General features: G+C 66.4%; 32 protein-coding genes. 7 read left to right on the top strand and 25 right to left on the bottom strand.

Features of this window, described 5'->3' with window-relative positions; all coding sequences use genetic code 11:
- The 25 genes from TSH20_RS19610 to TSH20_RS35020 all read right to left on the bottom strand — a co-directional run.
- Positions 1 to 249, bottom strand: a 249-nt coding sequence (locus TSH20_RS19610; protein WP_109076292.1) for a ribbon-helix-helix protein, CopG family, incomplete at its 3' end; no start/stop codon positions are given.
- Complete coding sequence (locus TSH20_RS19605) at positions 246 to 428, bottom strand: hypothetical protein (protein WP_109076291.1); 183 nt, start codon at positions 426 to 428, stop codon at positions 246 to 248. The genes TSH20_RS19605 and TSH20_RS19610, both read right to left, overlap by 4 nt.
- A 195-nt stretch (positions 429 to 623) precedes the next feature.
- On the bottom strand, positions 624 to 785 hold the full coding sequence (locus TSH20_RS35735) for a hypothetical protein (protein ID WP_247871258.1): 162 nt from the start codon (positions 783 to 785) through the stop codon (positions 624 to 626).
- Positions 786 to 1,193: 408 nt separating this feature from the next.
- On the bottom strand, positions 1,194 to 1,805 hold the full coding sequence (locus TSH20_RS19595) for a hypothetical protein (RefSeq protein WP_146205368.1): 612 nt from the start codon (positions 1,803 to 1,805) through the stop codon (positions 1,194 to 1,196).
- A 102-nt stretch (positions 1,806 to 1,907) separates the two neighbouring features.
- The gene (locus tag TSH20_RS19590) at positions 1,908 to 2,354 is read right to left on the bottom strand and encodes a hypothetical protein (RefSeq protein WP_109076288.1); all 447 of its coding nucleotides are present in this window, start codon (positions 2,352 to 2,354) and stop codon (positions 1,908 to 1,910) included.
- Positions 2,355 to 3,368: 1,014 nt separating this feature from the next.
- A complete protein-coding gene (locus TSH20_RS19585; RefSeq protein ID WP_109076287.1) occupies positions 3,369 to 3,617 on the bottom strand; it encodes a hypothetical protein in 249 nt (82 codons plus the stop codon).
- 21 nt (positions 3,618 to 3,638) lie between these two features.
- Positions 3,639 to 4,604 carry a site-specific integrase gene (locus tag TSH20_RS19580; RefSeq protein ID WP_109076286.1) on the bottom strand — a complete coding sequence of 322 codons (966 nt, stop codon included), beginning with the start codon at positions 4,602 to 4,604 and terminating at the stop codon, positions 3,639 to 3,641.
- Between the two features lie 15 nt (positions 4,605 to 4,619).
- Positions 4,620 to 5,267 carry a LuxR C-terminal-related transcriptional regulator gene (locus TSH20_RS19575; RefSeq protein WP_158282028.1) on the bottom strand — a complete coding sequence of 216 codons (648 nt, stop codon included), beginning with the start codon at positions 5,265 to 5,267 and terminating at the stop codon, positions 4,620 to 4,622.
- A 169-nt stretch (positions 5,268 to 5,436) separates the two neighbouring features.
- Complete coding sequence (locus tag TSH20_RS19570; RefSeq protein ID WP_109076284.1) at positions 5,437 to 6,060, bottom strand: hypothetical protein; 624 nt, start codon at positions 6,058 to 6,060, stop codon at positions 5,437 to 5,439.
- A 110-nt stretch (positions 6,061 to 6,170) separates the two neighbouring features.
- Positions 6,171 to 6,521 (bottom strand): hypothetical protein, encoded by a 351-nt coding sequence (locus TSH20_RS19565; protein ID WP_109076283.1) that lies wholly within the window; start codon positions 6,519 to 6,521, stop codon positions 6,171 to 6,173.
- Complete coding sequence (locus TSH20_RS19560; RefSeq protein WP_109076282.1) at positions 6,518 to 6,727, bottom strand: hypothetical protein; 210 nt, start codon at positions 6,725 to 6,727, stop codon at positions 6,518 to 6,520. The genes TSH20_RS19565 and TSH20_RS19560 overlap by 4 nt, the downstream gene beginning before the upstream one ends.
- A 50-nt stretch (positions 6,728 to 6,777) precedes the next feature.
- Positions 6,778 to 7,440, bottom strand: a complete 663-nt coding sequence (locus tag TSH20_RS35025) for a hypothetical protein (RefSeq protein ID WP_158282027.1) — start codon at positions 7,438 to 7,440, stop codon at positions 6,778 to 6,780.
- Positions 7,441 to 7,467: 27 nt separating this feature from the next.
- Positions 7,468 to 8,109 carry a hypothetical protein gene (locus tag TSH20_RS19545; RefSeq protein WP_109076281.1) on the bottom strand — a complete coding sequence of 214 codons (642 nt, stop codon included), beginning with the start codon at positions 8,107 to 8,109 and terminating at the stop codon, positions 7,468 to 7,470.
- A gap of 11 nt (positions 8,110 to 8,120) precedes the next feature.
- Positions 8,121 to 9,950, bottom strand: a complete 1,830-nt coding sequence (locus tag TSH20_RS19540; RefSeq protein WP_109076280.1) for a hypothetical protein — start codon at positions 9,948 to 9,950, stop codon at positions 8,121 to 8,123.
- Between the two features lie 9 nt (positions 9,951 to 9,959).
- Entirely contained in the window at positions 9,960 to 10,469 is a 510-nt protein-coding gene (locus tag TSH20_RS19535) for a hypothetical protein (protein ID WP_109076279.1), read from the bottom strand.
- Between the two features lie 10 nt (positions 10,470 to 10,479).
- Positions 10,480 to 12,033, bottom strand: a complete 1,554-nt coding sequence (locus tag TSH20_RS19530; protein ID WP_109076278.1) for a MoxR family ATPase — start codon at positions 12,031 to 12,033, stop codon at positions 10,480 to 10,482.
- A gap of 129 nt (positions 12,034 to 12,162) precedes the next feature.
- Positions 12,163 to 12,495 (bottom strand): hypothetical protein, encoded by a 333-nt coding sequence (locus TSH20_RS19525; protein WP_109076277.1) that lies wholly within the window; start codon positions 12,493 to 12,495, stop codon positions 12,163 to 12,165.
- A gap of 101 nt (positions 12,496 to 12,596) precedes the next feature.
- Positions 12,597 to 12,869: a hypothetical protein gene (locus tag TSH20_RS19520; RefSeq protein WP_109076276.1), complete on the bottom strand. Its 273-nt coding sequence runs from the start codon at positions 12,867 to 12,869 to the stop codon at positions 12,597 to 12,599.
- On the bottom strand, positions 12,869 to 13,783 hold the full coding sequence (locus TSH20_RS19515) for a DUF6551 family protein (RefSeq protein ID WP_146205367.1): 915 nt from the start codon (positions 13,781 to 13,783) through the stop codon (positions 12,869 to 12,871). Before TSH20_RS19515 ends, TSH20_RS19520 begins: the two co-directional genes overlap by 1 nt.
- Positions 13,784 to 13,840: 57 nt before the next feature.
- Entirely contained in the window at positions 13,841 to 14,362 is a 522-nt protein-coding gene (locus TSH20_RS19510; RefSeq protein ID WP_109076274.1) for a hypothetical protein, read from the bottom strand.
- A 51-nt stretch (positions 14,363 to 14,413) separates the two neighbouring features.
- Complete coding sequence (locus TSH20_RS19505; protein WP_109076273.1) at positions 14,414 to 14,788, bottom strand: hypothetical protein; 375 nt, start codon at positions 14,786 to 14,788, stop codon at positions 14,414 to 14,416.
- A complete protein-coding gene (locus TSH20_RS19500) occupies positions 14,785 to 15,144 on the bottom strand; it encodes a hypothetical protein (RefSeq protein ID WP_109076272.1) in 360 nt (119 codons plus the stop codon). Before TSH20_RS19500 ends, TSH20_RS19505 begins: the two co-directional genes overlap by 4 nt.
- A gap of 142 nt (positions 15,145 to 15,286) precedes the next feature.
- On the bottom strand, positions 15,287 to 15,517 hold the full coding sequence (locus tag TSH20_RS19495; protein WP_109076271.1) for a hypothetical protein: 231 nt from the start codon (positions 15,515 to 15,517) through the stop codon (positions 15,287 to 15,289).
- Entirely contained in the window at positions 15,514 to 15,732 is a 219-nt protein-coding gene (locus TSH20_RS19490) for a hypothetical protein (RefSeq protein ID WP_109076270.1), read from the bottom strand. The genes TSH20_RS19495 and TSH20_RS19490 overlap by 4 nt, the downstream gene beginning before the upstream one ends.
- Positions 15,733 to 15,810: 78 nt before the next feature.
- Positions 15,811 to 16,584, bottom strand: coding sequence for a hypothetical protein (locus TSH20_RS35020; protein WP_158282026.1), 774 nt, complete (start codon positions 16,582 to 16,584; stop codon positions 15,811 to 15,813).
- A gap of 372 nt (positions 16,585 to 16,956) precedes the next feature.
- Between TSH20_RS35020 and TSH20_RS19480 the strand changes: the two genes are divergently transcribed.
- The 7 genes from TSH20_RS19480 (at position 16,957) to TSH20_RS19450 (ending at position 21,169) form a co-directional block, all read left to right on the top strand.
- The gene (locus tag TSH20_RS19480; RefSeq protein ID WP_109076269.1) at positions 16,957 to 17,718 is read left to right on the top strand and encodes a hypothetical protein; all 762 of its coding nucleotides are present in this window, start codon (positions 16,957 to 16,959) and stop codon (positions 17,716 to 17,718) included.
- Positions 17,709 to 19,271, top strand: coding sequence for a phage terminase large subunit (terL, locus tag TSH20_RS19475; protein ID WP_109076268.1), 1,563 nt, complete (start codon positions 17,709 to 17,711; stop codon positions 19,269 to 19,271). Before TSH20_RS19480 ends, terL begins: the two co-directional genes overlap by 10 nt.
- Before the next feature lie 13 nt (positions 19,272 to 19,284).
- The gene (locus tag TSH20_RS19470; RefSeq protein WP_109076267.1) at positions 19,285 to 19,509 is read left to right on the top strand and encodes a hypothetical protein; all 225 of its coding nucleotides are present in this window, start codon (positions 19,285 to 19,287) and stop codon (positions 19,507 to 19,509) included.
- Positions 19,509 to 19,865, top strand: coding sequence for a hypothetical protein (locus tag TSH20_RS19465; protein WP_109076266.1), 357 nt, complete (start codon positions 19,509 to 19,511; stop codon positions 19,863 to 19,865). Before TSH20_RS19470 ends, TSH20_RS19465 begins: the two co-directional genes overlap by 1 nt.
- An 86-nt stretch (positions 19,866 to 19,951) precedes the next feature.
- Positions 19,952 to 20,590 carry an AAA family ATPase gene (locus TSH20_RS19460; RefSeq protein WP_247871257.1) on the top strand — a complete coding sequence of 213 codons (639 nt, stop codon included), beginning with the start codon at positions 19,952 to 19,954 and terminating at the stop codon, positions 20,588 to 20,590.
- Between the two features lie 28 nt (positions 20,591 to 20,618).
- Complete coding sequence (locus TSH20_RS19455; protein ID WP_109076264.1) at positions 20,619 to 20,864, top strand: hypothetical protein; 246 nt, start codon at positions 20,619 to 20,621, stop codon at positions 20,862 to 20,864.
- A complete protein-coding gene (locus tag TSH20_RS19450; RefSeq protein ID WP_109076263.1) occupies positions 20,861 to 21,169 on the top strand; it encodes a hypothetical protein in 309 nt (102 codons plus the stop codon). Before TSH20_RS19455 ends, TSH20_RS19450 begins: the two co-directional genes overlap by 4 nt.
- Positions 21,170 to 21,173 lie beyond the last annotated feature (4 nt).

Raw genomic sequence — 21,173 nt, 5'->3', positions numbered from 1 at the left:
GTTGGTCTTCCCGGCCAACAACCCCTCGATCACAAGGCGGGTCCGGGGCGGCAGGGCCTCGACGCGGTGGGCGATGCTCGACGCCTCCACCTCGCAGCCCTGCCGCTCCAGCTCCGCACGGATCAGCTCCGACACGAATGCACTGACACTGACGCCCTGCGCAGCGGCGGCCTTGCGCACGGCGGCCTTCAGTTGCCAGGGAAGATGGATGGTCGTGGCCTCCACCTTCCCCAGGTTCCAGGCGCTCATTGGCTCGGCTCCGCCATCGCCTTCTCCAGCCGCGAGCCCGCCGCCGCGCGCAGGCGGTCAGCACGCCTCAGTGCGACACGGGCTTGCGCCAGCAGGCCCTGCGCCTGCGCGTCGTACTGGCTGGCTCGAATGGCGAGGAGGTGGGCGAAGCGGATCTTCGCATCAGTCGAGGTCATCATGTCGCGTCATGTCCGGTGCTGTCCCGATGGACAAAGCCTGCCATGGACGCATAAAGGATGCAAGGAAGTTGTAAGCCCTACTACGGGTTCATGATCCCACTACCCGTTTTCGCAACCCCAGGCGCGGACGCAAAAAAGCCCGCGCACCCAGGAACGGGCACGCAGGCGACACAGATCAGGGCAGGGTGGGCTTAGTCAGATGGGCCAGGACCGGCAGATCGGCCACCGCGGCATCGCGTTCAGGACGGCGCGCAGATTGGCCGGCGGTGCATCGTCCTCTTCCTCGATCCGCAGATTCCAGACGGCGTTATGCGTCGGGTCGTCGTCGTAGTAGGTGATCTTCGGATTACCCTTCACGCCCATGAAAGTCCGTGCGACCAACATACACACGCGCTTGGTCTGTCGCGTGCCGTTCGGCGCATGAAGATGCACTCTCGGGCTCAAAGTCCTGGCGAACAGAGGGGAAAGCAATCGCGGCCGTCCCGAGAGGTTTGACCTGACCTCTCCATAGTTGCTGACTTCATAGCCCTCATGACCGAGGGGCGCGAGACTTCGCCACTCCACCGGCTCCCACTGATCTTGTCCAGTCATGTCGCCCGTCGGTTTTTTTCGTTCTGCTTCCGTGTCAAATTTGTGCTTTCACCTATGCATCTGTCAAGGTGTGCGCGTTACCACGATGGGCATAGCGCTACCCGTCCGGTTGTGACTTAGCCGTCCGCAAGACGTGCAGAGGATTGCTGCACCTACCTCCAACGGCTTGGATCTCTATCGCTTTCGCTTCGGTTGCGCCAGTGACCATTGCCAGCCATCGGCCGGCCGGCCGACGAGCTGCGAGGCCACTGCCTCGGCCAGCATCCTGTAGTTGCCCGGCGCGTCCTGCCTGCGCATGTTGTGCCCAAGCCTCGTCAGGCCCAGGACTTCGGCCACGTTCGTCTGGTGCTTCCCCGGCCTCGGGATCAGCTTGTTGCCGCGGATCAGGATCGTGCCCAGGTGCGGCAATCTGACGCAGGTCACCTTCGCCCGGTCCACCCGGATGCGATCCTCTTCCACCACCACGGCGGCCACCATGCCCCGCGCCTCCAGCTCCTTCAGCGCGGCACGGTAGCGCAGCTTCCCCGGCTCCAGGCTCGGGCTGTCCACCATCACCCAGCACAGCGTCTTGCCCGCCGCCTCCATCGGCACCGGCCGGCAGCTCCAGTGCGGGTCGAACGGCTCCAGCCGCTGGTCGGTCACCCACACGAGCTGCCCCAGGTGCTGCCTCACCCGCTGGCCCTCCAGCCGCAACCGCACCTTCCGGGCGATCAGCGGCCCCATCGCCTGCCAATGATCCTCCGGCACCTCCGCCGGCTCGGTCACCGTGAACGTGCCCACGTCCATCGCATAGCTCACCCCCCGGTCGCTGAACTTCGGCGCGCTGAGCAACCGCATTCCCCGCTCTCCCCTTGCTGGCCCCAGGCTCTACATGGGCAGCGGGTGCGGCTAGAACATCCGGCCCTCGTCCAGGCCAAAGACGTACATGTCGTCCGTGCGGATGAGGTGGCTCCCCCCGAGCAGGATGCGGGTGCCCATGATGAAGCGCTCGGCCCTGTCTGTAGGGCGGCTGGCCTCCTTTGCTTCCGCGATCAGCTCCCTCATGTCCACGAGCTTGGGCCGCATGAAGATAAACGGCGCCGTTGTGAGTTTGCGCTGGGCGTTCAGGTCCCCGAAAGCCTTGAAAGCAATTTGCTGCACGGCGTTCAGCGCATCCTCCTTGTCCGCTTCGGTGGGTTGGTAGCCGTCCTCGGCCGTCATCCTGTCCAGCATGTGCAGCACTGCCCTTTGCGCGCTGCCGATCCACATTCCCATCCGCCGGTACGCTTCGGCTTGCCGCATGGGCAGGTGGAACTTGATCCTGTCGTAGGCTTTGGTCCTGTCGATCTTCACCATGTTCGCCTTCCTCGTTTGAGTTATCCACAGGGGTTGCGCGCGCGCCCGCGTGTTTCTGGTTTTTCTTTGGATGAAAAAGGGGGGTCAATTCTGACCCCCTACCCGCGCGCCTGTCACCGAGCACGAAGGCATCCTTGTGCAGCTCGATCCGCAGGCCGATGGTGCGGCCATACTTCCCGGTCCTCGGGGTCACCACCAACAGGCCGGCGGCGGCACACTCACGCAGCCCGCGCTGCACTGTGCTGCGGGATTTCATGGCGGCCTGTTCGATCTGGCGCTTGGTCGTGATGATGGTCCGCCCCCTGGCGATCCGCAGCAGGGTGTCCATCATCCCATTGCCGGCGGCCGTCAGTCCGCAGTCACGGCCGATCCACACCGGCCGGAGCACGAATAGCTCACGGGGCGTCGGGCCGGGCAACGGCTTCTTCGGCTTGGCCGGCTTCGGCTTCGGCAGATCGCGGACAGGACGCGCGCGTTCCCGCCGGGCCGCCAGCTCCTGCGCTCGGCGGTTGGCTTCTTCCCCGGCATCGTCCCCGGCGCGCAGCCGGTCGTAATAGTCCCGCCAGATCTGGCGCTCGGCCGGATCGTCTTGCAAATCTTCCATGGTTCGCACGCCGCCCAGGCGCGCGAGGACCCGCCCACCCCCGCCCTACCCGCCGGGCATGCGGCAGGCAAAGCGGGGGCGTTCACCCGTGGGTGTCAAAAACGCTTGCGATGTCCGGGGGGAGCTGGCAGGATCGGTCTTGCGACAGAACGATGTGCCTGCCTTGGTTGGCTCCCCGCCAGCTTGGGCGGGCCTCTTCGTTTCTGGGCTCTGGCTTTCCTCTGTCTGTTCCTGTCGATCCCGCAGGCTGCCACCTGCACCCGATTCCACGCAAGCGGTATCGGCAAAAGCGCGACAACAAACCTATGCGCGAGAGGATCTTTTCCTGCGCGCGTCGTGTCAGATCAGATCCGTCAGCAAAACTTTCCCGTGCAGCGCGCCTACCTCTGACCAAGATCCACTTGGCCGGGTTACTCCACCACGTCCAGGCGCCGCATGATTCGGTCGATGTCGTTCCGCATGCGGTCCATGTTCACCTGCATCCGGGCGACTGCCGATGCGTCCGCGTTCTGGTCGCGGCGCAGCGCCGTCACGGCGATCTGCGTCTCGCTCTGGCGCAGCCGAATGTCGGCCAGCTCGTCCATCACCCGGTCCATCTTCACGTCCAGCCGGCGCAGCATCACCAGCATCAGGTTCTCGGGCTCGCCTGCTTCGCTCATGGGTGCGGTCCTTTCCTTGGATCAGTAGGGCAGCTTCGCAACAGCTCCGCCCAGGTGTGCCCCGGTTACCTGCGCGTAGACCCGCTTCAGCATCGTCAGATCCTCATGGCCCAGCAACTTCGCCACGGTGATCAGATCGACGCCGGCCAGGAACAGGTGGCTCGCGAAGGTGCGCCGCAGATCGTGCAGCCGCACGTCCACCAGCCCGGCCCCCTGCGCCAGCGTCAGGAAGGCCTTGCGTGCGCCGAAGTAGCTCCGCCAGGGCTCTCCCCCTGAGTGCCGGAACACCGCCCCCTTTGCCTGCCTGATGGCCTCCAGTTGGGCCACGACGGTGGGTGTGAGAGGTACGGTTCGCAGCCGGCGCCGGCCGCCCTTCTGACTGACCAGCACGGCGGTGCCCGCCTGCATGTCCACGTTCTGCCACTCCAGCGCCAGGGCCTCGCCCACGCGGCAGCCGGTGCGCAGCAGGAAGTGCAGCAGCGGCAGCATGTCCGGGCGGTCCCTCTCCGCCCGTGCCAGCAGCCGGCCCACCTCGGCCTGTGACAGCCAACGGGTGCGAGCGTCGTCCACCACCAGCCTCGGCAGCCGCGGCGGCTTATGGTCGACATGATGCAGCACGGCCTTGAACACCACGAGGCAACGGCGGATCGTCCCCGGCTTGCGGCCCGGCATCGTCTCGCGCACGAAGCGCTCCACGCCCTCCGCGGTGATGTCGCGCAGCGGCGTGTCCTTCCACCACGCGGTCAGCCGCGTGACGTACCCCCGTGTTCCTCGGCTGCATCCTTGGGGCCGCGCGAGATAGCGGGTGGTCGCCGCGCTCCAGGTCATCCCTCTGCCCTGGCGCAGCTCCTCCTCCAGCTCGCGCAGCCTCGCCGTTCCCTCGCTCACTGCCGACGCCGGCAGCCCTAGCGATTTGCGGACGCGCTCACCCTCAACAGTGCCGTGAGCGTATAGGCGTCCCCCTCTCTCGTAGAGCATGAGTGTCATGACAATTGGTCCTCATCATTTTACGCGCTTCTCATAGAGGTATGGCCGAATTGCGATATCAGCCTCTGTCCATCTTGCGTCCCAAGTCTTGGGGAAAGTTGCGACGTGCTCATATTCCTGCGGCCCCATCGCCTCGTAAATAGGACGAACAACATTATCTAGCCCAGCGCGGTCATATCTTGTCGCTCCTATTGGCGCCAAGAACTTGCGTGCAAGATTATGAATAGCGCCTTTGGCTGTGCTTTCTGACCAGCCAAGTCTTTTTGCAATCTCAACATTGCTTGCGCCGCGCAGCATCATTTGAATGACGGCGTGTTGTTTAGGCGTCAATTGAACAAACATTGATTTGTTGGGGCCACTTAGATCACGGCCGCTTGTATTTACATTTCCGAATGCATCATTGTTGCGCGGATCACTTGCAAATGCGTCAGAATAAGTTGGATGAAGAATAGGTGCTTGTTGCGTAATTGTACTAAGCGCAGTCGCAAACTTTCCCAACGAAGCAAGCCTTCGCTCTGCATCGCCGCTATTATTTGCCGTTAACTCTCGAAAGCATTCCCACAATACATCTATTGCTTCCAAGACTTGTTCTCGTGAGGGCTGGCGAGCGGCGTCATAAGCGCCGCCGCGCCCCTGTTCAGGGCGAGTGCGTGTCATCAGCATTGGTCCTGTCCTGTCTTGTCGTGTCGCAACCGGATACAAGCATGCAGCATAACGCCACATGCTTGCATCCTTTATACGGCGGATATCGGTTCCTGTATGCGCCTCCATCCTAAAAAAAATTTCATCCGTGTAACCTCGCCACACGAAAGTGGCAAGCGAGCGAGAGGGCTTATGCCATGACGGGGACACCCTCGCGCAACAAGCCGTTGAGGATAGGGCTCAGTTCATGCCCGTCGAAGCGGCTGAACGCTCGGTTAATTACCGTTTCGCTATGTCCTGTCCGCACGATCTGCCGCAGGTTCGGATAGGTACGCCCGCCCAGCTCGACGCCAGGGGCGCCGCGCACGGCCTCGCAAAGGATAGCCTCCAGCTCGCCGTCCCATCGCCTTGCAACCAGGATAGGACAGGCGTGCCCGGTGTCGGGATGGCCGAGCCCGACGAAATCCTTGAGTTGCCTGTCCTTCACGAAGTCCCCCTCAATGCAGTAGGCGCCCTTGCCCTTGGGGTTAAGCGCCGTCACCTTCTTCGCCCACGGTCGCCCGCCGCCGCTCCCGCCACTGGCGCGCTTGCTCACCGTCGGCCCCTGCGCGAAAGGCAAGGTCCCGGACCCTGCCGTCAGCGCAGACGCCATCGTCTGTGCAACCGCCGTCTCCCTGCACACAAGCGTCCACTCCCATCCCGTGGGTGTGGTCGGTTTCGTGTTCAGCAGCTCGGCGCAGCGCTCTCCCATGGCTTGTAGTTCACTATCCGACATGCCGTCCAGAACTGCAAATAGCGTCTCGAACACGTTCATGGGGGGCCTCCTTTCAAGGTTATCAGGCTTGAGTAGTAACTAGACGGTGCACAGGCCCGAACATCGGCTGTCCGAACGACATGCACCCGCGACCTACACACGCAGAGCACTCACCTACTGAGCCGTATGCGACGCGCCGCATGCAGCAGCTTGCGCCACGTCTCTTGCGTCGGCGCCCTATCCCCGGACTGGTTCGCCGCAAGGATGAGGGACCAGAGATTTTCCAGGCTGGCGCTCTCCGCCTTCAGCCGGGCCAGCTCGTCGGCCTGCACTGTGACAATCGGGGAGACGCCCGGCCCATGGACCAGCAGCTCCACGATCTCCGGGCTCACGACCTTCAGCGGCGGCGGCGTGCCCGTGCCCAGGCTCAGCACCTGTCCGGTGGCGCAGCAGACCAGCTTGTCGCGAGCCTCCTGCATCGGCACCAGCATGTAGGCAACCGGGCCGGTGGGCTGGATCATTCCTTGGTCCCCTCGCTCAGCTTGGTGCGGGTGCGCTTGATCAGCGTCTGCACCCACTCCTCCGCATTCAGCGCGAGCGCCAAGCCCATCACGATCAGCGCCGGATCCTCCGTGCTGCCCTCGGGATAAGCCACCAGCACCTCGCCGTCCTTCCTGACCACGAGGCACGCATCACCGGGGGCCAGCTTCACCGTGCTCAGCTCCATGTCCATCCTCCAGGTTGGGCGGGGAGAGCCCCGCCCTCCCCTGTGTGTCGCTACTCCTGCGACGGAACGTCGCCCGGTTCGTCCCCGGCCTGTCCGCCCGCCTCTTCCGCCGGCTCCTCCTTCGGCTTGCCCTTCCCCTTGCCCTTGGGCGTGGGCTCCTCCGCCTTCTCCTCCGGCTTCGCCTCCTCCGGTGCGCTGCCCTCCACCACCAGCTCCTCCATGCGCGGCCCCTGCACCGCCCGCCCTGTGGCGATTGCCAGATACAGCGCCCGCCTTACAGTGAGGTTTCCATCCGTGGTCCAGACCAGGCCGTGTCGATCGAGCACCAGGCCAATCTCCCGCACCGCCTGATCCACGATGCGGTTGGCGTCGCCCTCCGCGATCCGCGCCGGCTCGCCCCTCTTCCCAAACCGGACGACCGTGTGCAGCGCCTTCTCGTCCGTGCCCAGGCTGTGCACGGGATCGTCCATCGTCGCATCCCGGTGGCCGGTCGCCTTGCGGGTGCCCGTCTTCGCCCCACCCTTGGCCTTCGGCGCCGGCTGGTCGAAGGGATCATCCCCCCAGCGGCCCCGGCCGTAGTTGTCCCGCTTGAACACGTCGCCGTAGTTGTCACGCCCGCCGCCGCGGCGATCCTCCTGCGCCTTCTTCTTCGTCTCATCGCTGAACAGGTTGCCGAGCATGCCCTGCGCCAGCTTCTTTTCGATGTCGGTCATGGGTGCATTCCTTTCCGTGAGTTGCGGTTACCAGCCCCAAAAGGACCCTTCGTCCTTGGGCTTCTCCTCTGCCGGCGCCGGCCGGCCGGTGCGCATCGTCAGGACCGCAAGGCTGCGCGTCTCCAGCATCCACTTGCGGATGGGCTCGGCCAGATCGGGGAGCTTCATCGTCTCCCATTTCAGGTCGCCGCCCTTGCGCACCTTGCTGTGTGAGTAGAGGCGGCCTTGCTTGGTGTAGGTGACCGCGTTCTCGTCGGCCTGCTCCAGCGGCTTCGCTCTCACCGGATAGGGGTTGTCGGCATTCTCCGTGTCAGGTTCCAGCAGCTCCATGTCCCGGCCATCGACCGTGCATATCTTCGTGCCGGCGGGCAGGATCGTCAGGTCCACCTCCGCGATCTTCGCCCAGCCCGGCGAGACGGTGGTGGTGTCCACCGCCTGATCGTGCTGCGGATCGTCCCAGCCACTCACGCCCTCCGGCACCAAGCCCACGCTGGTGCGGCGGTAGAGCTGTTTCTTCGCTGCCTTCCGCTCCTTGATCTTCTGCTCCACGACCTTCAGCAGCACCTCCCCGTCACGCCATTGCGTGCTCTCCAGACGGTAGAGCCTGCCGTTGCGCATCCGCATGGTGGTGCCCACCGGAAAGCGCCGTAGATCAATCGGTTGCTTCATGTCCTCCTCCTTCAGCTTGCCTTGCGCATCAGCAGGGCCGAGCGCTCGCCCAGCATCACCTGCGCCACCTCGTCCATCACGGTGCCGGCAAGGTCCATCGGGTTGTTCACCAGGGCGAAGCGCTGGTAGTACCGGCGGGGTCCGTCGGTCATGATTCCGATCCCCACCACCACGATCCCGGCCCGCTCCGCCGCCTCCACCTCGGCCAGCAGGTGGCCGCCCAGGTGGGCCGTGTCGAAGCTGGTGCGGGTGCTCGGCAGCCCATCGGACAGGACCATCAGGATCTTCCGCCGCTCCGGCCGCTTCTTCAGCAGGCCGGCGATGATCGCCACATGGTCCCCATCCGAGTTGTCGCCGCCGGCGAGGGTCGGCATCGTCACCAGCTTGCGGTGCGCCCGCACGAGCGGTTCATCAAAGCCCTTGAAGATGATGGTCCGCAGCCGGCTCAGCCTGCCGAAGCGCTCGCCCCTGTCCGTGGCGTTGCGCAGATCGTCCGCGAGCTGGCCGGTGAAGCCGCGGTTCTGAAAGCCGAACACCCCATAGACCACCCCGGTTTTGTCGACCGCCTCCGACAGGGCCACCGCCGTCTTGGCCGCGCACTCGGCCTTGCTCACGGCGCCGTCCCCGTTGCGCATGCTCCCGGACAGATCGACCAGCAGGGCCAGGGCCGTGTCGATCTCCTCGTCTTCCTCCCGCTGCTTGTAGACGTTCGGCCGGCCGGCGAGCGCAGACACCAGCCGACGGCTGTCCAGCCTCCCTTCCTGGTGCCCGCCGAGCCACGCCCGGTTCTGCTTCGCCAGCAGCGCGCGCTCCAGCTTCCGCCGCATCACACTCACGGCACCGGCCGGCAGCAGATCGGCATAGCTGAGCGACGGGTCGGCACTCGGCACGGCGTCCACCAGCTCGTCGGCCTCCGTGGTGAAGGGCCGGTACGGCTCGGCCAGATACGGGTCCAGGCTCTCGCCCGGCCCGGCATCATTGCCCAGCAGCTCGGCCAGCTTCTCCGGCGTGAGCCCCACCGGCAGCGGGCTGTCCGTGCCAGGGTTCCCGCCGCCGCTGCCGGGCAGCTCGCCGGGCTGGTCGCCCTTGCCACCCTTGCCGCCGGGCGCCTCGCCGTCCTTCTTCCCCTTGCCCTTCGCCGCGCCGCTGCTGACGTTGCCCCGCGCCGGGTTGCCCGGCCGGCTCTTGCCCACGACACGCACCTGCTTGTGCTGGCCTTGCGGATCCAGCTCATCGCACACGGCGCCGGCCAGCGTGATGCAGTCGCCGGTCGAGTGGCAGGCCTCCAGCGCATCACAAATCCGGCTCGCTGCCTTGCGCACCTCCTCACTCACGGAGGCAAGGCACTCGTCGTTCGTACTCGTGGGATAGCCGAGCCGCTTCCTGCCTTCCCAGGTGATCGCCAGCGGCAGGATCCGCTTGGCGTTCCCGGTCACCTCCGGCTTGCCCGCATACTCCCGCAGGAACTCGCTGTTGACCGCCACCGTGGTGGCGCAGAGGTTCTGCGCCGTGCCCGGATACTTCTTGGTCAGCTCCCGCTCGATCCGAATGTCCTCCATGGCATTCAGCGTGAAGGCGAACAGCTCACCGCCCTGCGCCGCCGCCTCCTGGTACTGCGCCATGTCGGTCAGGATCAGGTGGGCCGCCTCGTGATCCGTGTATCCACGGGCCACCTGCACCTGCTCCTTCGTGTAATCGACCGTGTGATCCAGGGCCGGCAGGACAATCACCTTGCCGTTGGTCGAGGCCTCATTCCCCCGGAACACAACGCGAATGCCGGCAGCCCGCCCGATGGTTCGGGACACGCCCCGGCATTCCTGCTCCAGCTCTACAGCTCGCATCGCTCCCTCCTATGTGCGGGTTGCCCGGTTGATCCCGGCCGGCAGGAAAACCACCATGTCCAGCGTCAGCGACGCCCATTCGATGGCGGGCCACCAGTCGTCGCTGTCGCCGTCGCTCGTCACGCTGATGGCGTCGGGCGCCACCATCTGCGCCACGGCCAGGACCGCGCAGACCACCAAGTCGTAGGGCTTGCGCGCCGTCTTGCAGAAAGCCCGGTCCTTCGTCCGGTTCAGCACGAAACTTTCGTGCCCCAGGTCCGTGCCCGCCGGCCCGGTGCCCTCGATCCAGATCCGGGTCGTGTCGATGCAGTCACGCACCAGATCGTCCCCGAACTGCGCCAGCTCGGTGGTGTTCGGGCCGTTGCCGTGCAGCATCAGCGGGTCGTCCTTGTAGTAGGCGCCGGCCGAGAGGCTGTGGTTCGGCAGATTGCGCAGCAGCAGCTCCGTGCTGCGGCAGATCGCTTCCCACTCCAGGTCCGTGAAGTCCCGGTGGGTGGTGCTATAATGCGTGTAGCCCAAAGTAGCCTCCTCACGCCGACGGGATGCAGCGGTCGGCCAGACCGCGGATCACCAGCGCGTCCGCCGTCTCGGCCTTGTTGAACACGGTCATGTTCAGGGCGAAGTCCATGAGCTTCTTGCGCTCGGCCGCCGCCGTGCCGCTCGTGCCGGTGCCGATGGCGAAGAAGCTGACCATCATGCTCGCCAGCGTCACCAGACCTCGCGGGCTCAGCGTCTCCATGATGTCGCCGGCCTTGCGCGCGGTGCGCACCTCGTCGGCAAACTTCACCAGCCGGCGGGCGTCGGGCTCCTTCAGGCCCGGCACCTTCGCCACCAGCAGCGCCACCTCCTGATCCTCCGACAGGTAGTCGAACTCAATGCAGATCGGGAAGCGGTCCCGGAAGGCAGCCGACTGCGGGCGGGCGCCCTGGAACGCACCCGTGGAGTTGCCTTGCAGCTTCGTGTTGGCGGTGGCGGCGATGCGGAACAGCGGATGCGGGACGATCACCCGGCCGCCGTCCTCATTGACCAGCAACCCGTTGCCCTCCAGCACCCGCTGGAAAACATAGGCGACGTCCGGCCTGATGTAGTCCACCTCGTCCACGATCAGGACGCACGGGGCCTGCATCGCCTGCGGCAGGATGCCGTCGACAAACCGGCTGATGGTGTGCCCGGTGGCGGGATCGTTCGCCAGCACGTCACGGCCGATCAGATCGAGCCTCGTGATCTCGCTGTCGCAGTTGATCCGCATCGTCGGCATGCCGAGCCGGGCGCAGAACTGTTCGAGGAACGAGGTCTTCCCTGTGCCCGGCTGCCCCACCAGCAGCGGGTTCTTGTTCTGCTGGTAGGCCCAGGCGTAGGCCGCCAGCGTGACCGGATCGAACTGGTAGTCCGGGTCCACCTCCGCCACGAGCGGGTGCGGGGCGTCCCACTCCATCGCCGGCACCTTGAAGTTCAGGATGCCGGCCTTCTGTCCGCCCGGCCCCACGAACACGTCGGCCGCCGTCACCTCCTTCACCTTGCCGGTGGGCAGGTTGCCGGTGCCCTTCACCTCCGCCGGCAGCGCCGCCGCCGGCCGGGTCGCCAGCTTGTGCGACAGGTCCGCCACCTGACCACGCAGCTCGGCCGCTTCCCGGAAGGCCTGGATCAGCGGATCGACGCTGGCGAACTGGCCCTTTGTCGCCGGCCCGATCAGGCTGTTCAAGGCGGGCAGGAACTGCTGGTCGAGGGTCACACTGGCGGCCATGGCCGGGGCTCCGTTGCTGGCGGTGGTGGTGGTGGTGGTGGACGCCGGCTGGATCAGCTTCAGCAGATCCCACAGCTTCGGCTCCAGCGCCGACGGGTCGGGCAGATCGCTCTGCTGCGGCTGCCGCCCCAGGCTCTTGCGCTGCTCGGCAAAGGCCAGGATCGGGCGGGCCACGTCGTCGCCCACGTTCGCCCGGAAGGCGTCGGCCGCCATGGCTTCGGCCTCGTCCACGGTCGGCGGCATCATGCTGCCCGAGCTGCACAGCAAGAGGCTGACCAGGGCATCGTGCAGCTTGATCTTGTCGCCCAGCGACAGGGCGTTGACGGTTTCAGAAAGCATCGGGTTGCTCCTTTCAAATTGAGGGCAGCCAGCTTCCCCCTTTCCCCTTCGGGGAATGGCGACACACGCACGGGAGACGCATGGCAGTTGGCACCATGCGTCTGTGCGGCAGCGGGAAATGGCGGTTGGTTAAGCGGCCTGTTCGGCGCCGTCTTCGGTCGGTTCAGCAGGCTGTGCCGAAGCCGCACCGGCAATCATTTCCAGGAAGGCGCAAGCATCGCCGGGGGTTTTGAACTCCCGCAACTCCCGGCCTTCAAGGAACCACGTCACGCGCGGCTTGCCCCAGCCTGACAACGTGTTGCCGGGGGTGCGCACGATCTTGTAGAGGGGCGGGATATCCACGCAGCGGTACAGGCGTGTCGCCATGTCCGGTTCGACAAGCCCGTGGGTATACTTGAGACGCACCGCTTCGCGGTCGGTGATGGCCTGTCGCAGACGAGCGGCCAGCTCGGCATCGGTCATGTCGTGTCTCCGTCGCAGTTGCCTAAGAGGCTAGTACGAAGACGCATGACCGGCAAGGGAAAAGGGGGACGTCATGCATCCCCCAAGCAACTTCTATGGGACTACAGCCAGCTCTCCAGGATCACCGGATCGTCGCCGTTCTGCCGCGGCATGCAGGTCAGGCCCAGCCGCTGCATCAGCTCGCGCAGGGCCTCCGCCGTCTTGCTGGTGCAGGCCCAGGTGTCGGGCTGTCCGTTCCTGCTGCTGAAGGGGCGCAGCACAAAGCGCCCCGGCGCATCGGACGGGTTGTCGTAGATGGTCCAGATCAGCAGGTCGCCGGCCTCCAGGGCGGCGTTGTGCCGCTCCACGATGGCGGGCCAGGGATCGAAGCTCATCACTTGGCCTTGTCGTACTGCTGGCGCCAGTAGATGAACCACGCCTGCGTGCCGGTCGCGCCGGTCCTCATCGTCAGCCTTGCCGTCTCGGCGTGCTGCTGCTGCATGCTCTTTGCCCGCAGCACCCGGATGAAGCGGCCGAAGTCAAAGCCCTCGTCGGCATCCTGCACCCGCCTGACCACCTGCGTGGCGGCGCTGATGAAGTCACCCTTCAGCCGGCCCGGCTCCACCCACGCCTCTCTCAGCGCCCGCAGAGCGATGGTGGTGGGCTCGGCGCCGTGCGTGCGAACACAGACCTGGATCGCCTTGAAGGCCACCGTCTCGCCAATGTCCATGCTCCGCACCGGGACCGGCGCGGACAGGATCGTGACGCCCGCCTTCTCGGCCGCCTGCTTGGCCGCCACGGCGTCGGGCTCGCCGGCAGCGCACGCCGCATGGAACAGGGTCAAGCCCGTCACATTCACGCGGCTGGTGTTCATGGTGATGAAGGCCGCGGCCTGTTCGGCAATGGTCTTCTTCTCACCGATCAGGCAGGGCAGCTCCGTGATTGCCGGGATCAGCCACGCCGCCCTGGTGGTGTGCCCACCGTCGATCACAGCATAGGTCCCATCATCCTTCGGGCTCACGCGCGGCGGCACGAAGTTGTCCCAGTTCCACCCCTCGATCATGGTGCGGATCAGCTTGAGCGACGCGCGCGTGTTCAGCAGGCGCTGGTATGTGGGCTCAATGAAGAGGAGGGACTTGTCGATGTTCACCAGCTTGGGCGGCCTGCCCATGCCGGTGGCCGGCACGATGTCGCTCATGCCGGGCTGTTCTAACAGGTCGTCGATGATCTGTTTCTGCTTCGGCCACTTGATGTCCTTCGGTGACCACGATGCCTTCATGGCTGCCGCGCTTATGAATTTCGCACCCATGTGTCTGTCCTCATGAAAAAGGGGACGGAGCATTGCGCTCGCGTCCCCATGATGGTGTCAGTGTGTCTTGCTCTTGGTCGGCACGCACAGCATGTCGAAACGCGCCATCGTCACGCAGGCCTCGCGCATTTCAACGAGGTCTGTGACTTTCCCCTTCGCATCGCGCTTGATGTCGAAGTTCTTCCAGGTGATTCCGTCGCCGTCGCCGGCCCCGATCATGACCACCTCTTTGCGCTCGGCCGACTGTGACGCACGGTGCCCGGCCTTGGTCAGCTCCTCCGCCTTGCGCACCGCGTCCTTGGCCGTCGATCCCTTGGGCAGCGTGTGCCGCGTCACCCAGGCCTCGCTCGTCACGATGAAGGCCTCGACCCCGTGCGTCTGGAACAGGACCCGCACCTGCGCAAGCGCCGCGTCCTTCGCCTCGTCGCCATAGCCCCATGCGTCATTCAGGTCCATGGCGACCATGCCATGCTCGGGCGAGAAGCCGACCACCTGGATCCGTATCTCGCCCTTGTTGCGCATGCTGTCGCGCGCGGCCCTGACGCCGGCCTCCATCATTTCGTCCTTCGTGATCCCCATCGGGTGTCCTTTCGCATGGTGGTGGCCCGCCTGCCGGCAGGCCGCCCCCGGTCAGTGTTGTGGGTTGGTGGCTTGGTCGACCAGCTCACGCACCTGCGCGGCCAGCCTGCGATCCGGCGCAGCACGCCGCACCAGCTCACGCAGGCCAGACGCCAGGGCATGCGGGCTCATGCCCATGCGCAGCACCACGTCCTTCATGCTCATGTCGCTCAGCGCCATGGCCTCCAGCGCCTCCAGCAACGCATCGTCCCAGGCCACCCGCGTGGAGCCCGTGGTGCCGAGCCGCCATGCATACTGCTGCGCCATGCTGTAGAGCCTGTCTTTGCTGCATCCCAACCGCTGAGCCATCTTGCTCACGGTGATGCCCGGCTCCTCCGCGAGCACCGCTTCCGCCCGTGCCCGCAGCTCCTCCCTGCCCTCCGTCATGCCTTCCCTCCTGCCCCTAGGGCACCTAGGGCACCTAGGGCCTCGGCCTCGCGCAACACCCGTCGCGCCACGATCTCCTGCCCGACGTTGGCAAAGGGCTCCTCCGGGTTCGGGTGCAGCACCGCGCGCAACGCCGTCACGAGCCCATCGTGCAGGTTCACGCGCGCGACGACGCCATACGCAAGCGTCCGGTCCATGTCACTTGCGTCTGTGTCCGGGCAGCCCATCAGCCCAACGCACACCCCGTTGGCGTCGAGCATTTCCGCGTGGTCGTTCGCTGCCCATGGCAGCGGGTGGGGCATGGTGGTGGGACCGCCACGCTTAGAGCGATTGCTGCGCTCACGCTTGCCGCTCATGCCTGTGCCTCCTTCCTCATGCCCGCCTCATGTGCACCAGCCCCATGCCAGTACCCCATCTGTGCGTGCATAGTTGCCTGCCTCTTTTGCGGGATGCAAGCGCTACCATCGCGCCTGCATCCCCGTTTCCACATGCCGGTTCCTAGTCGAAAGGTTTAGACGCCAACTCCGCCTTGACCTGCGTCAGGCCCCACAGCCGGTCGAGCCGTCGCGTCCTGGCGCGTTGCTCCTCCATGCACTCGCCTGCCTCCACGCCGTCGGCATTCAGACAGCGCAGCACCCCCAGCTTTTTGGCCGCAGTCGTGGTGTCGCCACGCTCCAGCGCAGCGAAGCACTCGCGCGCCACATGGTCGAAATACGAGGGGACCTTCATTTGCGGCCGCCTTTCCCCTTGCCCTTGCTGTCCTTGCCCTTCGGCGTGCAGGCCTCCAGCGCCGCCTCCGCGCTCACGCCAGAGCGCAGGCACATCGTCGCCGCCTTCAGCCGACGGCTGGCCTCGGCCAAGCGGCCCTTGTCCTTGGTGCGGAGCGCGAACACGCATTCGTCGCGCAGGGAGGCGATCACGCCGTCCATCACAGTGGCGTCCATGGGGTGCATCCTTTCAGGTTGTGGGTTGTGGGCTGTCGGGTGGGTGGGAGCGGCGCCCATGCGCCGCCCCCGTGTGCATCACGCCTTGGCCTGGGCCAGCTTGTTCGTGACCGTCTCCAGCAGGGCCAGCAGATCGGCTTGGCTCTTGCCGGCCAGCAGGTCCTGCGCGGCCTCGGGCTGCGCCTTCGCCTTCGCCTTGGCGGCACGCTGGCGCACCGTCGGGACCGGCGCCGCCGTCGCCGCCTCGGCCTCCGGCGCACGCCCCGCATGCACCAGGGCACTGTGCAGGGCCTTGCGGGCACGGCCGATCCGGCCCTCGTCCCCCGTCGCCATGGCCTTGCGCAGGTTCGCCTCACACAGGCGCACCGTCGCCTCACGCTGGGCCGGCGAGCGCGGCTTGGCAGCGGGCTCGGCCGCAACCGGCGCCGCAACGGTCTGGCGCTTGGCCTTGCCCTTCGGGGCCTCAGTCACGCCAGCCGACAGGAAGGCGGCAGCCGTCTCGGGCAGCGGGAGCGTCGCCTGCACCTGCGCCTTGCGGCCCTTGGCGGGCTGCGATGCGACCGGCACCGGAACCGCCGGGATCGACTTCACGTCCGTGGTGCTCGCGGGCTTCCAGCCGGCGTACACGGCACCGCGACCCCCCTTCCCCTCGTTCGTCGGGGCGACACGGGGAGCGCGCAGCTCGAAGGCGCAGGTGTGCTGGTCCACGAACGTGACCTGGGCCAGCTTCCCGCTCCACTTGACGGCGAAGGCCGAGCCATTGGTCCACAGCGGCCGGTTCTTTTCGGCGGTCTTGCTGCCGTTGGCAGCGACGGCGATCACGGTCACGGTGGTGTTCAGGTAGTGGGACATGGGGTGCGTCCTTTCGGGGTTGGGCCGACCGTGATTGGCCGGCATCCCGCTTCCCCCTTTCCCCTCCGGGGAATCGTGTGGGTGGGTGTGAAGCGAGAGCGGGACCGGCCTGACCACCACGGCCAGGGCATCAATCGGTCCCAGCCTTCTTCCCCCTTTCCCCTCCGGGGAATGGCGCGCGCGCGTGTGGGACGACCCGTCCGGGCGATGGGTGCAGGTTGCATGCGGGATGCATGCGAGCGAGCGATGGCCGGGAACGAACGGGGCGGAAATTCGAATTATCCAGGCGGCAGCCACCTCTCAGCGGTCGCTGAGAACCTGGAGTTGTGCAATCGGTTATTCAGGGCTCTACTGCCGGAGGCAGTAGCGGCGATGCGCGGCGAGAAGCCGTGGACGCCCTCGCAAACTCGCCTGTTCTGCGCCCTCATGGACCGGGCTGCCCCCTCCATGAGTGTGAGCTTCGCTCACATTCGGCATTCGTCGGACAATCCCCGCGACCTATCGGTCGAGGAGCTGGAGGCCATTGCAGCCGGTCAGTCCCCTAACAGGGGAGTTGACCAAACGGCTAACGCATTGGAATTGCAGGGATTTTCTGAGGCCGACGGCGACACTGTGACGGCGCAGTCCGCGGCACACGACGCGCGGTTGTCTGTCGCGCCCGTCGCCCACTCGCGCGACGTGCATGCCGCACCCACCCCCACCCCCCTGTCCGCGCAGGCCGGGGGCGTAGGGGCCGCCCCGCCGACGACGTGTCGCGATGTTCTACCTCCCCGGCACCCCGACACCAGCGACCATTTTCAAAACGTCCCTACCACCAATGATCTGCGCGCCTTCATCGCCGCCCTTCCGCCCGAGCCCCACCAGGGGCCGGCCTTCCTCCATGCCCCTCACGTCCCGCGTGGCTCGCGCGATCCCCGCCTGCTGCCCGATCCCCCTGCCGGCCCGCCCCACCGCTTCAAGGTGCTGACCCCCGGCAACTCCATCCTCTACGTGGCGGACCTCCGCGAGTTCGCGCGCACCCATGGCCTCGACCACAAGCGCCTCTCGACCCTCGCGACTGCCCACGCCCGCAACCCGTCCCGCGCGCCCTCCGCGCACAAGGGCTATATCCCGGTGGACACCCAATGCCCCTGACGCCCGCCGAAGCGGCAGCCCACCTCCTCGCGATCCGCGCCGCCCAATCCTCTTTCCTGGGCTTCGTCCGCCTGATGCATCCCGAGTGGGACCTTCAGCCCCACCACCTGGAGATCATCGAAACCCTCGACCTCCTGGAGAAGGGCGAGCTGCGCAACCCGGCCGGCGAGCTGATCACCCGCATCATGGTCAACATGCCGCCGCGCCACGGCAAGTCGGCGCTGATCACCACCCTGTTCGTGGTCTACTACCTCTCCCGCCACCCGACCCGCCATGTGCTGTCGTCCAGCTATGCCGACGCCCTGGCGAAGAAGTTCGGCAACGATATCCGCGGCTATCTGGAGCGCCCCGAGCTGCGGCAGGCCTACCCGGACCTCGCCCTGCGTGCCGATGCCCGCGCCAAGAACGAATGGTCGACCACCTCCGGCGGCTCCTATTACGGCGTCGGCATCGGCGGCTCCACCACCGGCAAGCCGGCCAACCTGCTGCTGATTGACGACCCGGTGAAGAACCGCACCGAGGCCGAGAGCGCGACCTACCGCGACCGTGTGTGGGATATGTACGTGGGGTCGCTCGCCAATCGTAAGGAACCCTCCAACGACGACGGCAGCGTGCCCATCGAAATCGTGGTCATGACCCGCTGGCACCCCGACGACCTGGGCGGCCGGCTTCAGGCCTCCCCGGAGTGGGCCGGCGGCCTGTGGCACCACCTGCGCCAGCCCGCCCTCACCGAGCTGGCTGACGGAACCCTGCGCGCGCTCTGGCCGGAACGATTCCCCGTGTCGGAGCTGCTGCTGCACAAGCAACGATCGGGCCGCGACTTTGAGGCCCTGTACCAGCAGAACCCCGTCGTCCAGGGCGGCAACCTGATCAAGTCCGACTGGTGGCAGCGCTACGACCCGAACGAATATGCGGACCACGCCTACCAGTCCCTGATCATCGCGGCCGACACCGCGTTCAAGAAGACCGAGCAGGCCGACTTCAGCGTCTTCCTCATCGCCGGCCTCACGGCCGGCGGCGACATTCACCTCCTCGATCTCCTCCGCCTCAAGCTGGAGTTCCCCGAGCTGAAGCGGCGGGCCATCAGCCTGAACGCCCTCTGGCGCGGCCGAGGCCTGCGCGGCCTCTACATCGAAGACAAGGCCTCCGGTCAGTCCCTGATCCAGGAGCTGAAAACCCAATCGGGCATCAGCGTGATCGCGCACAAGGTCGTGAACGACAAGGTGGCGCGCGTGAACGCGGTCCTCCCCCTGATCGAAGGCGGGCGGGTGTTCCTGCCCTCCTTCGCGCCGTGGCTGGAGGCGTTCGAAGAGGAATGCGGCCAGTTCCCCGCCTCCGCCCACGACGACCAAGTGGACGCCCTGTCCCTCGCCCTCGACGTGCTCTCGCGCCAGACGGTCATGCCCGGCGCCATGGCCTTCGATCCGACCCGCTCCCTCAACTCGCAGGGGTGGGCTGTCGCGCAGGCCATGCACCAGCCGCTCCACAAGGACCCCTTCCAATGGGGCTCCCTCAACTCCCCCACCCTGCCCAAAGCCTTGGGCGATTTCTGAAGGAACTCCCCCCGTGGACAACCAGCACCGCCAGATCAAGGGCTACCGCGACCTGTCGCAGATGGAGATCGACGCGATGAACGCGCTGAAGGCCAAGGCCGAAGAGGTGCGCGAGCTGCTGGACACCATCGCCGCGATCCCCGGCGTGGACGGCCGGTGGCTGTCGATTGGCCGCACCGACCTCCAGAAGGGCTTCATGGCCGCGATCCGCGGCGTTGCCCGACCGGAGACGTTCTGATGCTCCCGGCCGAGCGCGCATTCAGCCTGATCGGCGCCCTGCCCGCCTCGATCCGCGTGGGGCCGTTCGATTTCGAGATCCTGAAGATGGACCCCATGCGGGCGTCGGCCGAGCGCAAGTTCGGCTTCTTCAGCGCCGTGGAACAGCAGATCGCCATCCAGGCCGACATGGCCACCCCGTTCAAGGCGGCCGACACGCTGATCCACGAAATCAACCACGCCATCTTTTGGGCCTACGGGATTGAGGACGCCGACGCGGAGGAGCGCACCGTCTCCGCCCTCGCGACCGCGTGGGTTCAGGTCTACCGGGACAACCCCTGGCTCCTGGAATGGATCGGCGCCGCGGTAAAGTCTTAACTCTTGCGTTCCGGCATCGCTTGTGTCTCGACTGTATATCACCCCGAAGTCGGGTGAGCAGCGGAGCGCAAGCGATGATCATCACCGTGGGCAACACCAAAGGCGGCGTCGGGAAGACCACCGTCGCCACCAACCTCGCGATCCACCACGCCAATGCCGGCGGCGACGTGCTGCTGGTGGACGGCGACGAACAGGGCAGCGCCGCGACCTTCACGGAGCTGCGCGCCTCCGGCCGGCCTGACCGCAATCCCGGCTATACCTGCGTCCGATTGGAAGGCGCCGCCCTGCGCACACAGGTGCGGGCGCTCACGCCGAAGTACGACACCATCATCATCGACGTGGGCGGCCAGAACACCGGATCCCTGCGCGCGGCACTGACCGTCTCGCACGCCGTCCTGATCCCCGTCCAGCCGCGGACCCTCGACGTGTGGGCAACCGACCAGATCGTGGAGCTGGTGGGAGAGGCCCGCGCCGTGAACCCCGAGCTGCGGGCTCTCGCCTTCGTCAACCTCGCGGACCCGCAGGGCCTCGCCGGCAAGGACAACCGGGACACCCTCGCCGCCCTGCGCGACACGGCCGGCATCGAGGCCCTGGACGCCATGCTCGTGCGCCGCAAGAGCTTCGCCAACGCCATCGCCGCCGGCCTGGGCGTGACCGAGCAGGTGGGCCGGGACCGCGACGCGCGCGCCGTGGAGGAGCTGCTGGCCCTGGTGGCTGCGGTCTGATACACACACGGTATCGGAGGAGCATCACATGGCTATCGCAAAGAAACCAAAGCCCGCCCCTGCCAGCGACGCCGCGGCCGAGGCCTTCATCAGCGGCAAGGACACGCCCGCCCCGGCGCCGGAGCCGGAGCCCACCGGCCGCAAACAGGTGATGATCCGCTTCGATCCGGTGCTGCTGGAGCGGGTGGACAAGGCGGCCAAGCGCTCCGGCATCAGCCGCTCGTCGTGGGTGCAGTATCAGCTCAACAAGGCATTGGAGGACATGGGACTATGAAGATGCGCGCTGAACAGATCGAACGCGAAGAGGCCGAGCTGACGGCCGAGCTGGACCGGCGGATCGCCGCGGCGGCCGAGCTGGACGGGGAGGGCGCCGAGCTGCTGGGCTACGATGTCCGCGCCGCCGGCCGCTTCAAACACCGCAAGGTGCAGCCCTACGCCGAGGAGGACCCGCGCCACGCCCGCTTCGCCAAGGGGCAGGCGGACGCTCTGGCGGAAATCCGCGAGCGCATCGCCCGGAACGACAGCCTGCTGGGCAAGCTGGGTGCAATGGACCCCGACGACGAACCGAAAGCTGGTTGATAGC

It is taken from the genome of Azospirillum sp. TSH20 (assembly GCF_003115935.1).
Lineage (GTDB): Bacteria > Pseudomonadota > Alphaproteobacteria > Azospirillales > Azospirillaceae > Azospirillum.
This window is presented reverse-complemented; position numbering and strand designations above follow the sequence as displayed.

Excerpts from the sequence above, each read along its gene's own strand:
- TSH20_RS19465 (WP_109076266.1), top strand. The coding sequence starts at position 19,509 with ATGCTCCCGGCCGAGCGCGCATTCAGCCTGATCGGCGCCCTGCCCGCC.
- TSH20_RS19520 (WP_109076276.1), bottom strand. The coding sequence starts at position 12,869 with ATGAGCTTCGATCCCTGGCCCGCCATCGTGGAGCGGCACAACGCCGCC.
- TSH20_RS19495 (WP_109076271.1), bottom strand. The coding sequence starts at position 15,517 with ATGAAGGTCCCCTCGTATTTCGACCATGTGGCGCGCGAGTGCTTCGCT.
- TSH20_RS19605 (WP_109076291.1), bottom strand. The coding sequence starts at position 428 with ATGATGACCTCGACTGATGCGAAGATCCGCTTCGCCCACCTCCTCGCC.
- terL (WP_109076268.1), top strand. The coding sequence starts at position 17,709 with ATGCCCCTGACGCCCGCCGAAGCGGCAGCCCACCTCCTCGCGATCCGC.
- TSH20_RS19525 (WP_109076277.1), bottom strand. The coding sequence starts at position 12,495 with ATGACCGATGCCGAGCTGGCCGCTCGTCTGCGACAGGCCATCACCGAC.
- TSH20_RS35025 (WP_158282027.1), bottom strand. The coding sequence starts at position 7,440 with ATGACCGACATCGAAAAGAAGCTGGCGCAGGGCATGCTCGGCAACCTG.
- TSH20_RS19590 (WP_109076288.1), bottom strand. The coding sequence starts at position 2,354 with ATGGTGAAGATCGACAGGACCAAAGCCTACGACAGGATCAAGTTCCAC.
- TSH20_RS19565 (WP_109076283.1), bottom strand. The coding sequence starts at position 6,521 with ATGATCCAGCCCACCGGCCCGGTTGCCTACATGCTGGTGCCGATGCAG.
- TSH20_RS19540 (WP_109076280.1), bottom strand. The coding sequence starts at position 9,950 with ATGCGAGCTGTAGAGCTGGAGCAGGAATGCCGGGGCGTGTCCCGAACC.
- TSH20_RS19490 (WP_109076270.1), bottom strand. The coding sequence starts at position 15,732 with ATGGACGCCACTGTGATGGACGGCGTGATCGCCTCCCTGCGCGACGAA.
- TSH20_RS19585 (WP_109076287.1), bottom strand. The coding sequence starts at position 3,617 with ATGAGCGAAGCAGGCGAGCCCGAGAACCTGATGCTGGTGATGCTGCGC.
- TSH20_RS19510 (WP_109076274.1), bottom strand. The coding sequence starts at position 14,362 with ATGGGGATCACGAAGGACGAAATGATGGAGGCCGGCGTCAGGGCCGCG.
- TSH20_RS19455 (WP_109076264.1), top strand. The coding sequence starts at position 20,619 with ATGGCTATCGCAAAGAAACCAAAGCCCGCCCCTGCCAGCGACGCCGCG.
- TSH20_RS19575 (WP_158282028.1), bottom strand. The coding sequence starts at position 5,267 with ATGCTGATGACACGCACTCGCCCTGAACAGGGGCGCGGCGGCGCTTAT.
- TSH20_RS19595 (WP_146205368.1), bottom strand. The coding sequence starts at position 1,805 with ATGGACGTGGGCACGTTCACGGTGACCGAGCCGGCGGAGGTGCCGGAG.
- TSH20_RS19530 (WP_109076278.1), bottom strand. The coding sequence starts at position 12,033 with ATGCTTTCTGAAACCGTCAACGCCCTGTCGCTGGGCGACAAGATCAAG.
- TSH20_RS19580 (WP_109076286.1), bottom strand. The coding sequence starts at position 4,604 with ATGACACTCATGCTCTACGAGAGAGGGGGACGCCTATACGCTCACGGC.
- TSH20_RS19450 (WP_109076263.1), top strand. The coding sequence starts at position 20,861 with ATGAAGATGCGCGCTGAACAGATCGAACGCGAAGAGGCCGAGCTGACG.
- TSH20_RS19560 (WP_109076282.1), bottom strand. The coding sequence starts at position 6,727 with ATGGAGCTGAGCACGGTGAAGCTGGCCCCCGGTGATGCGTGCCTCGTG.
- TSH20_RS19505 (WP_109076273.1), bottom strand. The coding sequence starts at position 14,788 with ATGACGGAGGGCAGGGAGGAGCTGCGGGCACGGGCGGAAGCGGTGCTC.
- TSH20_RS19515 (WP_146205367.1), bottom strand. The coding sequence starts at position 13,783 with ATGGGTGCGAAATTCATAAGCGCGGCAGCCATGAAGGCATCGTGGTCA.
- TSH20_RS19480 (WP_109076269.1), top strand. The coding sequence starts at position 16,957 with ATGCGCGGCGAGAAGCCGTGGACGCCCTCGCAAACTCGCCTGTTCTGC.
- TSH20_RS19500 (WP_109076272.1), bottom strand. The coding sequence starts at position 15,144 with ATGAGCGGCAAGCGTGAGCGCAGCAATCGCTCTAAGCGTGGCGGTCCC.
- TSH20_RS35020 (WP_158282026.1), bottom strand. The coding sequence starts at position 16,584 with ATGTCCCACTACCTGAACACCACCGTGACCGTGATCGCCGTCGCTGCC.
- TSH20_RS19545 (WP_109076281.1), bottom strand. The coding sequence starts at position 8,109 with ATGAAGCAACCGATTGATCTACGGCGCTTTCCGGTGGGCACCACCATG.
- TSH20_RS19570 (WP_109076284.1), bottom strand. The coding sequence starts at position 6,060 with ATGAACGTGTTCGAGACGCTATTTGCAGTTCTGGACGGCATGTCGGAT.